11 protein-coding genes are annotated in these 11,324 nt (G+C 38.0%); 4 read left to right on the top strand and 7 right to left on the bottom strand.

Annotation, left to right across the window (positions count from 1 at the left end):
- Window positions 1-29 precede the first annotated feature (29 nt).
- Together dnaE and AC06OU_RS03335 are read right to left on the bottom strand one after the other, a co-directional pair.
- Window positions 30-3,083: a DNA polymerase III subunit alpha gene (gene dnaE / locus AC06OU_RS03330; RefSeq protein ID WP_475853968.1), complete on the bottom strand. Its 3,054-nt coding sequence runs from the start codon at window positions 3,081-3,083 to the stop codon at window positions 30-32.
- A 10-nt stretch (window positions 3,084-3,093) separates the two neighbouring features.
- A complete protein-coding gene (locus AC06OU_RS03335; RefSeq protein WP_340883032.1) occupies window positions 3,094-4,026 on the bottom strand; it encodes a DHH family phosphoesterase in 933 nt (310 codons plus the stop codon).
- Between the two features lie 91 nt (window positions 4,027-4,117).
- Between AC06OU_RS03335 and AC06OU_RS03340 the strand changes: the two genes are divergently transcribed.
- Window positions 4,118-4,426 (top strand): YtpI family protein, encoded by a 309-nt coding sequence (locus tag AC06OU_RS03340; RefSeq protein ID WP_169360326.1) that lies wholly within the window; start codon window positions 4,118-4,120, stop codon window positions 4,424-4,426.
- A 35-nt stretch (window positions 4,427-4,461) separates the two neighbouring features.
- Here the strand turns inward: AC06OU_RS03340 and AC06OU_RS03345 are convergent, their stop codons facing one another.
- Window positions 4,462-5,769 carry a DRTGG domain-containing protein gene (locus AC06OU_RS03345; RefSeq protein WP_475853971.1) on the bottom strand — a complete coding sequence of 436 codons (1,308 nt, stop codon included), beginning with the start codon at window positions 5,767-5,769 and terminating at the stop codon, window positions 4,462-4,464.
- Window positions 5,770-5,830: 61 nt separating this feature from the next.
- Window positions 5,831-6,514: a metal-dependent hydrolase gene (locus tag AC06OU_RS03350; RefSeq protein ID WP_298473301.1), complete on the bottom strand. Its 684-nt coding sequence runs from the start codon at window positions 6,512-6,514 to the stop codon at window positions 5,831-5,833.
- A 115-nt stretch (window positions 6,515-6,629) separates the two neighbouring features.
- On the opposite strand from AC06OU_RS03350, the gene AC06OU_RS03355 reads away from it, so the two are divergent.
- Window positions 6,630-7,721: a M24 family metallopeptidase gene (locus tag AC06OU_RS03355; RefSeq protein WP_475853972.1), complete on the top strand. Its 1,092-nt coding sequence runs from the start codon at window positions 6,630-6,632 to the stop codon at window positions 7,719-7,721.
- A 227-nt stretch (window positions 7,722-7,948) separates the two neighbouring features.
- Here AC06OU_RS03355 and AC06OU_RS03360 read toward each other — a convergent pair whose 3' ends face one another.
- From AC06OU_RS03360 to ald, 3 genes are all read right to left on the bottom strand, one after another.
- A complete protein-coding gene (locus AC06OU_RS03360) occupies window positions 7,949-8,302 on the bottom strand; it encodes a fluoride efflux transporter FluC (RefSeq protein ID WP_475853974.1) in 354 nt (117 codons plus the stop codon).
- Entirely contained in the window at window positions 8,293-8,655 is a 363-nt protein-coding gene (crcB, locus tag AC06OU_RS03365; protein ID WP_475853975.1) for a fluoride efflux transporter CrcB, read from the bottom strand. Before crcB ends, AC06OU_RS03360 begins: the two co-directional genes overlap by 10 nt.
- 68 nt (window positions 8,656-8,723) lie before the next feature.
- Entirely contained in the window at window positions 8,724-9,839 is a 1,116-nt protein-coding gene (gene ald, locus AC06OU_RS03370) for an alanine dehydrogenase (RefSeq protein ID WP_475853976.1), read from the bottom strand.
- Between the two features lie 199 nt (window positions 9,840-10,038).
- Between ald and AC06OU_RS03375 the strand changes: the two genes are divergently transcribed.
- A complete protein-coding gene (locus tag AC06OU_RS03375) occupies window positions 10,039-10,494 on the top strand; it encodes a universal stress protein (protein ID WP_298473291.1) in 456 nt (151 codons plus the stop codon).
- A gap of 448 nt (window positions 10,495-10,942) precedes the next feature.
- Window positions 10,943-11,324 (top strand): GIY-YIG nuclease family protein (locus AC06OU_RS03380; protein ID WP_475853978.1); only part of this gene is annotated, 382 nt, incomplete at its 3' end.

Consider the following 11,324-nt stretch of genomic DNA (forward strand, 5'->3'; position numbering starts at 1 on the left):
GTTCTCAAAGTCGTTGAACATATTAGTTATCAACAGACAGATAAATTCTTCGCAATTATTTGGACTCTGCCATTCCTGCTCTCTTTCTTACCTTCTATAAAAAGAATAGCTTGTTCTTTTAGAAGGGTATTAAATTTAGCAAAATCATCCGGGAATAGGGTGATAGAAACTGTCCCGGTATCATCTTGGACGGTGACAAAAGCCATTGCTTCTCCTTTTTTTGTCCGAATCCTTCTAATCTCCTCCACCATGCCAATAACCTTCACATAAGAATCTTTCGAAGACTGTTGAATATCCCAAATATGCTGGATTTTATTATCCATCTTTTTCTTTGAGACTGTTGGATGCTCTGAAAAATATTGACCAAGCACTTCTTTTTCAAATTCTAGTTTAGACATGATTGGTAATGGATCCATTTTAATATATTTTGATTTTCCGAAAGGAGAAGAGTCTCCTTCAAATAAATCTGTTTCCTCTGTAGGACTGACAAGCTCCGCATATTTTACGGCAGCATCTATAGTTGCTAATAACGTAGAACGTTCCACTCCAAATTCATCCAAAGCTCCAGCCTTTACAAGTGGCTCGATATTTTTCCTAGTAAAGAAAACAGCAGACAAATCAGAAGCCATGTCAAAAATATCTTCCCATTTCGCTGGCCGTTTATGCCTTTGCTGTAGAAGCTTTTGCGTGAATGGATACGAGATTCCCTTTATCGCCTGAAGGCCAAAGCGAATTCCATTGTTCTCTACACTAAAGGATGATTGACTTTTAAAAATAGAAGGAGGTAACACAGCTATACCTCTTTGTTTCATCTCGATTATAAGCTGATTAATCTTTTCCTGATTCCCTATCGCAGTACTTAAGAGAGCACCGTAAAATTCTAATGGATAGTGAGCCTTTAAATACGCCATTTGATAAGAAATAACGCTATATGCAACCGCATGGCTTTTTGGGAACCCGTAATCTGCAAAACGGACTATTAAATCATAAACAGAAGTGGCTGCCTGGTCCTCATGACCGAGCTGTTTGGCTTTTTGGACGAAGTGATAACGTTCCTTTTCTAAAACTTCTCTATTTTTTTTACTAACGGCTCTTCTAAGCAAGTCAGCCTCGCCAAATGTAAAGCCAGCCATTTTGGAGGCAATTTGCATGATCTGTTCCTGATACACAATAATTCCATATGTTCCCCTTAATATCGGCTCTAAAACTGGGTGCTCGTAAGTAATAGGAGCCTGTCCAAGCTTACGTTGTGCATATAGAGGGATGCTATCCATCGGGCCTGGTCTGTATAGTGCATTAACTGCTACAATGTCTTCAAATCTAGTCGGTCTAATTTGCTTTAATGCATTACGCATACCAGCTGATTCTAACTGGAATACTCCCGTTGTATCGCCTTTTTGAAGAAGGCTAAACGTCTGTTCGTCATTTAATGGTATATCCTTTAAAGAGATAGAAGACTTCTTAACATGAATCGATTTAAGAATTCGCTCAATTATTGTTAAATTTCGCAATCCTAAAAAGTCCATCTTTAATAAGCCTTTTTCCTCCACTTCCTTCATTGGCCATTGCGTTAAATAAATCTCATCATGCCCCTTTTGAATTGGGACAGTATTTACTAAAGGTTGTGGGGATAACACTATTCCTGCGGCATGGGTAGATGCATTTCTTGGTAGTCCCTCTAATTTAAGAGCAACTTCAAACCACTTTTTACGCATATCTTCTGTTTGGATAAATTCTCTAAGTTTAGGTGACTGATCGTAAGCTTCTTTTAAAGTAATTCCTAGTTTGGAAGGTATAAACGAGGAAATGGCGTTCATGGTGCTAGCCTCAAATCCAAATACTCTTGCTACTTCACGAGCAGCTGCTTTCGCTGACAAGGTACCAAATGTAATAATTTGAGAAACATGATTTTGTCCATACTTTTCCGCTACATAGCGAACTACTTCCATTCTTTTTGAGTCAGCAAAGTCAATATCTATATCAGGCATCGTGATACGTTCAGGGTTTAAGAATCGTTCAAATAGGAGTCCATATTGGAGAGGATCTACATCTGTAATATATAAAGTATAAGCTACAAGGGAGCTGGCAGAGGAACCCCTTCCCGGTCCTGTTAAAATATTGGAACGCTTTGCATACTTCATGAAATCCTGGACGATTAAGAAGTAATCTTCATATTGCATCTGACTTATAACGTCTATTTCATATTGCAAACGATCTAAATAAGCTTGGGTATAATGTGGTACTCGCTCTTTTAGTCCTTCCTCGCAAAGAGATACTAAATAATCCTTGGCATTCCCATCTACTGGCAAAGGATATTTTGGCATTATATGCTTTTTCTTATCGAATACAACCATACAACGCTCTAACATTGTTTTTGTATTAGAAATCCACTCTGGGACATCTGCAAACCATTCATTCCATTCCTCGTAAGAAAGTACGTGAGCGTCTGGCTTTGGTTTTTTTCTTTGAAAATCTGTCATCTTTACGGACTGGTCCATTGCATGCAGTACTTCAAAAGCAAACGCATCCTCTTTATCTACATACCGACACTCGTGATAAACAGTAAGCGAAATGTCTAGTTCTTCAGCTGTTTCTCTAACTAAACTCTCTTCCTCCGTTGGCTTGCCACTAGGACGCTCTATCCCAATGAATAAGCAACTCGGTTTAAATATGGCCATTAGCTCTATCAGATTATCTTTTGAGAGCAAGGGATCCGCTTTATACACTGCTATTAATCCTTCTTTATAAGCACTCAGCCATTTCTTTGGTAGTAAATCTAGCTCTCTCGTTTCCATTGCACTAGAAATTTTTAAGATGTTTTCATAGCCTTTATTATTCTCCGCATAAACTACTAAAGACACCGGGCCATTGTCTAGCTGCACCTTGATGGTTAGCCCAATGACCGGCTGTATGTCATTTTTAATAAGCGTATGCCAAAAAGGCAACACACCATACAACATACTATTTGTAATGGCTGCCACCTTTGTATTATTTTTTTTCAGCTTTTCAATGAGCTGCTCCAATTGAATTGTACTTTTCAGCATATCCGCTGAGGTTACAATTTGGGGATATACTGTTTGCATTCATAACACCTCAATTTACAGCTTTTTTTAAGTCCTCTAATACTTCGTCTGCTTCCTCCCATGAATAAGCAGTAGCTCCAGCAGCCAAAGGATGTCCACCGCCACCATACTTTTTAGCCACTCCATTAATAACTGGGCCCTTGGAACGTAATCGAACACGGATTTCCTTTTCATCCTCGATAAAGAAAACCCAGCATTTCATCCCTTTCACGTCTGACAAGGCACTTACCAATAAGGAAGCCTCAGATTCTGACACTTGGTATTTTTGCAGAAGTTCTCTTGTTAACTTCATATGTCCTACGCCATTTTCCATTTCAAAATTAGCGTAAATATAGCCTTTTAACTGAAGCATGTTGCTCTCTACTTCATACATACCATTAAATAGTTCTGTTCGATCAAAACCGTAGGAGATCAGTTTACCTGCATAAAGCATTGTTTGTTCTGTTGTGCTTTGGAACATAAATCTTCCGGTGTCCCCTACAATTCCTGCGTATAATAGGCGGGCAATAGTCGAATCCATTTTCCATCCCTTATATTCCTCCCCATCGAAGAAAAGCTCACAAATCATTTCACTTACAGAACTCGCCTCTGTATTTACCCATAATAGGTCTCCGTATGCATCTTCGTTCGGATGGTGATCTATTTTGATTAAAAATTTACCTAAATTATATCTACTGTCATCTATTCTCTCTGTATTGGCTGTATCCGTCACAATAACTAGTGCATCCTTAAAGTCCTCGTCTGTAACAGTATCAGGCTTTGCTAGGAAGTCTAATGTACTATCATGCGTGCCTGTTGCCCATACTTTTTTGTTCGGGTAATTTAAAGCAAGTAATTCCTTTAAGCCAATTTGGGAGCCATAGGCATCAGGATCTGGCCTCACATGGCGATGTATAATAATCTTGTCATAGCTCTCGATTGTGTCAATGATTTGTCTTTTCATAATTTTTCCTCCATAGAGACGCATTACTATTCGCCTTTTTTTAAGTTTACCTTTACAATAAAAATAGCATTACTTTTATTGGAGGTACATCATGATATTAAATGGAATATTAGTTTTAGGTATAATCGTCTCGTTTGTATGGTATTTTTATTTTAAAACAAAACAGCTTCGTGCAACACTTCCTATTCGCAAAAAATGGTATACTGCGAAGGCTTCCGTTTGTCTTGGAGCGTTTATATTGTTTTTCGGCTTTAACTTTATGTTGATTTATCAATCAACACTCACTTATGTAGTATCTATTATCTTTGTATTAATCGGTGGGTATTTTATGTACCATCATTATAAAGCAGCCAAACACTACGGTCAGTTTGTACAAGAAGAACTTAGTTTAAATCAATGATGCGGCAAAATGCCGCATCTTTTTTATATTATGCGTTATCTTTCTAATAATTGATACGTGACCATAGCCTTACCAACTAGCTGCTTATCATGGAAAACCTCTATATCCATCTTCGCTACTTTCCTACTCATTTCTAAAACCCTTACTTGGATGCGTAGGATACTTTCTAATTGAATAGGCTTAGTGAAATAAATCGTCATGTTTTCAACGACAGATTCACCGCGCTTTTTAATTTTTAAAGCTTGTGCTCCTGTTTCTGTCAAAAGGATCGCAAAAGCACCATAAGACATTGCCCCGTAATGGTCAGTCATTTGAGGCGTCACAACAAATTCAAACATAAACTCCTCAGATGAAACTACTTTAATCTGCTGCTTTACAATATCATCAATCGTTTCACCGTTTTGAGGCTGTCGAGAAGCAGCCTGTAAGGCCTTTAATACATCCTGCCTACTGATGACACCTTCTAAATAATTGCTCTCTTTAACAACAGGAAGAAGATCTATTCCTTCCCAAATCATACGATGGCTGGCTGAGGCAACGCTTGTTTTCATCGTAATAGCAATAGGATTTTTTGTCATAACCTTCTCAATCATTTCATTGCTATTTCTTCCGATAACATCACGAGCCGTTACAATTCCAACGAGCTTATTGGATCTATCTACTACAGGGAATCCCCCATGAGAGGTCATATTATTTAAATCTCTATATTGTTTTACAAGGTCTGTTGCGTATAAATAAGACGTCTCTTCTAGTGGTACGTATATATCCTCAATCAGTAAAACGTCTTTCTTAATAAGCTGGTCGTCAATCGCTCGATTAATCATCGTGGCAACCGTAAAGGTATCATAGCTTGTCGATATAACCGGAAGTTCTAGCTCATCAGCTAATTTTTTCGTGTTTTCTAAAACATCAAAGCCACCCGTGATTAAAACTGCAGCCCCAGCCTTTAAAGCAGTCTCATGTACCTTCAAACGGTTACCAACGATCAATAGATTGCTTGGCTCTACGTAGCGCATCATATCATCTAGCTGCATGGCACCAATAACGAATTTGTTCAATGTCTTGTATAACCCAGCTTTACCACCAAGTACTTGTCCATCTACTATATTAACTACCTCTGCAAATGTAAGACGTTCGAGGTGCTCTTTTTTCTTAGGCTCTATACGAATCGTACCCACTCGTTCAATAGTACTAACTATTCTTCTATTTTCTGCTTCCTTAATGGCTCTATAAGCTGTTCCTTCACTTACCGATAAATCTTTTGCAATTTGCCTAACCGATATTTTATCACCAACGGGAAGGTTTTCAATGTAAGCCAAAATCTGCTCATGTTTTGTTGTCATGTAGTCACATCCAAACGTTAGTTATACGCTTATTGTAACACATTTTAATAATTTTCTTATCCTAGGAGAGTGCAACAAATTCTCCAGCTGAAAGTATTTGAACTTCTGCCTTTTTAACTAAGCTTTCAAAGTACTTTGGATCCTGTTTGATAGGTGGAAAAGTATTGTAGTGAATAGGAACTACTATTTTAGGCTGAAGTAATTCTGTAGCATAAGCCGCATCCTCTGGTCCCATTGTGAAATTGCTACCTATAGGAAGGAAAGCAACATCAATATCGTGACGATCACCTATCAGTTTCATATCCCCAAATAAACCAGTATCCCCAGCATGGTATAGGGTAGTTCCCTCTGCACTGAAGAGAATACCAGTAGGCATCCCTAAATAAATGACCTGGCCTTCCTCATTTGTAGTAGAAGAGCTATGAAAAGCTTGAGTAAATTTTACTTTTCCAAACTCAAATTCACGCTCGCCTCCGATACCCATCGGATGCACTTCTACTCCTTTGGATTGTATATAATTTGCTAGCTCAAAAGGTGCTACGACAATGGCATTGCATTTTTTAGCAATCTCCACTGTATCTCCAACATGGTCGTCATGGCCATGTGTTAAAAGAATAGCATCCACTTGTTGTTCAGCCGCGTTCAAGTCTGTTTTTTCATTCCCCGTTATAAAAGGATCAATTAAAATAGTGTGAGAATTTGTTTGAATTTTTACTACTGAGTGTCCATGATAGCTAATTTTCATTTTGACATCTCTCCTTAAAAATTTTTTTAAACCTACTTATTGTTCATTCAACGCTAATGCAAGAATTCCTTTATTCTGCTATCCTTATAATATAAATAAAAAAGAGGTGCTTTACTTGGAATCTATAAAAAAAATTCAGTCATACCTACAAACTAACAGCATAGACGCTGCTTTCGTAACTACTCCTGATAACGTCTTCTATTTTACCGGATTTAAAAGCAATCCGCACGAACGTTTACTTGGAGTGATGATTTTCAAAGATGCTCCCCCGTTTATCATTTGCCCTAAAATGGAGATGCCGGATGCCAAAGCAGCTGGATGGTCAGGGACTATTATTGGTCATCAGGACACAGACAACGCTTGGGACGTATTAGCGTCAGCAGTAAAAGACAGCGGACAATCCATTCAGAGCCTAGCAATTGAAAAATCTCATATGACGGTTGAAAGATTAGAAGCAATAACGAAAAGATTTTCTTCCCTTCAAATTAATCGTTTAGATGAAAAGATCAATGAGCTACGTGTTATAAAATCCGAGGCAGAATTAGCTAATATGCGTAAAGCAGCAGAGCTAGCAGATTATGCGATTGAAGTCGGTTGTAAAGAGATTGCTGAAGGTAAAACGGAGCTAGAAATTTTAAATGCTATCGAGTTAGCCGTGAAAGAAAAAGGCGCAGCTCAAATGTCATTTGATACGATGGTATTAAGTGGACCGAAGACTGCTTCTCCTCATGGAACTCCAGGAGATCGCAAAATTCAAAAGGGTGATTTCATCCTGTTTGATCTTGGTGTAGTGTATAACGGCTATTGTTCTGATATAACTCGTACGGTAGCTTATGGCGAACCTTCTCCTGAAAAAAGAGAAGTATACGAAACGGTACTTAAGGCAGAAATGGCAGCTGTAAATGCAGTGAAGCCAGGTGTCACTGCTATGGAATTAGACAAAACGGCTCGTGATGTTATTACGGAGGCTGGCTATGGTGAATACTTTACGCATCGCCTTGGTCATGGCTTAGGAATTTCAGTTCATGAATTCCCTTCGATTACAGGTGTTAATGAAATGGTATTAGAAGAAGGAATGGTATTTACGATCGAGCCAGGTATTTACCACCCAGATATTACGGGCGTACGTATTGAGGATGATGTAGTGGTTACTGCTGACGGAGTGGAAGTGTTAACTAAATTCCCGAAAGAGCTGCAAATACTTTAAAATGTTTAAAAGTCTAATCCTTTAGGAGTTAGACTTTTTTCATTTCATAACAGATTAGTGAGTGAGTAGAGTTGATTTCCGCTTTAGACGGACGCTTTCCGCGGGGGGAGCGATAAGCCCTCACCCATCGCTTACGCGCGTGGCTGTGAGGTCTTATCTGTCTCCCTCCTCCCGCTGGAGTCGCCGTCTGCCGCTCCAATCAATACAGGCAACCCCAAAAATTAGAGCTAAAATATAGTTCCAAAAAAGTAACCTATAAAAGCTACGAACAACCCACCTACATAAGTAGAAATCAAATAAAAAAGGTATTGTTTTCGTTTTTCCTTTAATTTTATCAATTCAACGTTCAACGTTGAAAAGGTTGTCAGTGCTCCTAATAGCCCAATACCAATGAGCAGATAATAAATTCCTTCCACGTTCACCCCACACAGTAACCCGAGTAGAAAAGATCCTATTAAATTCACAAAAAGCGTACCATAAGGAAACTGGCTATGCTTATTTAGTTTTTCAGCAGTATAAAATCTCAGTATTGCACCAAGGAATCCCGCTCCTCCTACTGCTATTAAAGAAATTAGAGCCATACTTCCACCTCTTTTTTCCATCCAAGATTACTACTAATCATGCCGCCAATTATACTGCATATTAGATAAATCAGTGCCAAAGCATATTCGGATTGTTCTACTAAAAGTATAGTTTCCACACTAAAGGCTGAAAAGGTAGTAAAGGAACCGAGAAACCCCGTACCTAAGGCGAGGCGTAATTTGTAGGAAAACCTCTCTGTTCGAGACAAAATAAAGGCGAGAGCAAAACAACCAATTAAATTAACAAGTAATGTAGAAAAAGGAAAAGAAGAGTGAGGTGCTAAATAAAAACCAATGACATAGCGACATAATGCACCTAGTCCACCTGCGAGGCCAACGTATAGATAATTCACTATTCCACCTCACTGTCTAGAAATTTAGAAATCACCCAAACTCTTTAGAGCTGGGTGATTGAGTAATGTTATTTTAAAAGAGTTGTAACATCTGTATATGGTAAGCCTTGTGCTTCTGCGACTGCTGCAAATGTAACATGACCGCCTAATGTATTAATCCCTTTTTGAAGCGCTAAATTATCCAGACACGCTTGCTTGTACCCTTTGTTAGCAATTTGCACTGCATAAGGTACTGTAGCATTCGTTAGTGCCATAGTAGATGTTCTTGGAACTGCTCCTGGCATATTCGCAACTGCATAATGCACAACTCCGTGCTTTTCATAAGTTGGGTTGTCATGAGTCGTAATTCTGTCAGACGTTTCAAAAATTCCTCCCTGGTCAATGGCAATATCAATTACAACTGATCCTGGAGTCATAGATTTAATCATATCCTCTGATACTAGCTTAGGAGCTTTGGCACCAGGTATTAATACAGCACCAATTACTAAGTCAGCTTCCTTCACCGCTTCTCCAATATTGTAAGGGTTAGAGATTAGAGTTTGAACATTGCTTCCAAAGATATCTTCTAATTGACGAAGACGATCCACGTTTAAGTCGATGATAGTGACTTTTGCACCCATTCCTATTGCCATTTTTGCAGCGTTTGTGCCTGCGATTCCACCACCAATGATTGCTACGTTGGCACGTGGAACTCCAGGAACTCCACCAAGTAAAATTCCTTTACCCCCATGGATTTGCTCTAGGAATTGAGCGCCAATTTGGGTAGCCATACGACCTGCAACCTCACTCATTGGTGAAAGAAGAGGTAAAGAGTTGTTTGGTAATTGGACTGTTTCATAAGCAATCGCTGTCACTTTCTTCTCTAATAACACTTTTGTTAATGCTTCTTCAGGTGCTAAATGTAGATAAGTGAACAGGATCGATCCCTCTTGAATTAAGTCAAATTCTTGATGTGTTGGTTCTTTTACTTTCATTACCATTTCTTGATTCCATGCTTCGTTAGCAGTTTGAACAATCGTTGCTCCTGCTGCAATATAATCTTCATCGGTAAAGCTAGAACCTAATCCTGCTCCTGTTTCAATAAACACTTGATGATTATGTAGAGTTAAGCTTACAACTCCCGCTGGTGTCATTGCGACACGGTTTTCATGATTTTTAATTTCCTTTGGAACTCCTATACGCATGTCTATATCCCCTTTAACATGATTAAATAGATTAGTGAAACAAGTATATTTTAGCATTAATAATTCTAAATTGCTCATCAATTCGTATATATAATTAGCTATTGTTCACAAATTAGACTAAATAACTATTAAGAAATAGCAGGAATTAGAGATTAAGTATAGAAATATAACAGTATAACAAACCCAGGAGGGATTTAGAATGACATTAAAATATAATCAGATCTTAGTAGCAGTAGACGGTTCGAAGGAAGCTGAATTTGCTTTTAAAAAGTCTGTTTCTATTGCTGAAAGAAATAACGCAACTTTAAATCTTGTTAATATCATTGATACTCGTTCTTTTGCAGCTATCGAAGCTTATGATCGTTCTATCGCTGAAAGAGCTCAAAAATTTGCAGAAGATTTACTTGGTGGTTATAAAAAAGAAGCTCTTGCTGCAGGCGTGGCAAATGTAAATATTATTGTTGAGTATGGCTCACCTAAGACAATGATTTCTAAGGATCTAGCTAATAAGGTAGAAGCAGATTTAATCATTTGTGGAGCAACTGGTCTAAATGCAATGGAAAGATTTTTAATTGGTAGTGTGTCTGAATATATTGTACGTTCTTCTACTTGTGATGTACTTGTAGTTCGTACAGATGAAGTACTAGAAGCTTAATGTAGTATATTAACTTTAGAGAATCATGGCTTATGCCATGGTTCTCTTTTTTTGTTTTGAATGAGTATTAAATTTTGTGGTAAGTAGATAGGAGAAGTGGAGGCAATATTAAGAAGTAAGTAAAGTTGATTTCCGCTTTAGGCGGACGCTTTCCGTGGGGTGAGCGATAAGCCATCACCCATCGCTTACGCGCGTGGTTGTGATGTCTTATCTGTCTCACTCATCCCACAGGAGTCGCCGCCTGCCGCTGCAATCAACAATTGGTTATCCCTTCTTAAAACCTCCTAGCTAATGCTTTAAATCAAGTAAGAACAATGCCATTCATCACTATTTAACTATAAATATGAGTTTTATTATACTATAATGGAAAATAATACTATATTTTATAGAATTCAATTAGAAAGAGACGTGAGTTTTTTTGATTAAACAGCTTGTGGAACGAATATTTATGAAAAACTCTATCACTAAAGAGGCAACAAATGAATTATCTTTTGCGCAACCTCAAAAAATATATCTTTTTGAAACAAATCAGGAAGAATTAGAAACAATACTTAAATCTCCTTTTCCAGACGGTAATGCTCCGGGGTATGTATACTTCGTCCAAGAATATATGAATGGCACTTTTAAAATTGGAAAAACAAAACACATCGAAAAACGAATGAATCTTTTTAACATTAAGCTTCCATTTGAGAACAAACTTATCTACTTGATTAAGACTGGAAATCACCACCAGACAGAGGTGGCGTTTCATAAGCATTTTGCTTCTAAACGATTAGAAGGAGAATGGTTTAGCCTGAACAGAGAAGATATGAATTGGATTAAGTCAGGTA

This window comes from Psychrobacillus sp. (assembly GCF_056205495.1).

Excerpts from the sequence above, each read along its gene's own strand:
- AC06OU_RS03345 (WP_475853971.1), bottom strand. The coding sequence starts at position 5,769 with ATGACAACAAAACATGAGCAGATTTTGGCTTACATTGAAAACCTTCCC.
- AC06OU_RS03360 (WP_475853974.1), bottom strand. The coding sequence starts at position 8,302 with ATGGCTCTAATTTCTTTAATAGCAGTAGGAGGAGCGGGATTCCTTGGT.
- AC06OU_RS03335 (WP_340883032.1), bottom strand. The coding sequence starts at position 4,026 with ATGAAAAGACAAATCATTGACACAATCGAGAGCTATGACAAGATTATT.
- AC06OU_RS03340 (WP_169360326.1), top strand. The coding sequence starts at position 4,118 with ATGATATTAAATGGAATATTAGTTTTAGGTATAATCGTCTCGTTTGTA.
- AC06OU_RS03375 (WP_298473291.1), top strand. The coding sequence starts at position 10,039 with ATGACATTAAAATATAATCAGATCTTAGTAGCAGTAGACGGTTCGAAG.
- AC06OU_RS03350 (WP_298473301.1), bottom strand. The coding sequence starts at position 6,514 with ATGAAAATTAGCTATCATGGACACTCAGTAGTAAAAATTCAAACAAAT.
- dnaE (WP_475853968.1), bottom strand. The coding sequence starts at position 3,083 with ATGCAAACAGTATATCCCCAAATTGTAACCTCAGCGGATATGCTGAAA.
- ald (WP_475853976.1), bottom strand. The coding sequence starts at position 9,839 with ATGCGTATAGGAGTTCCAAAGGAAATTAAAAATCATGAAAACCGTGTC.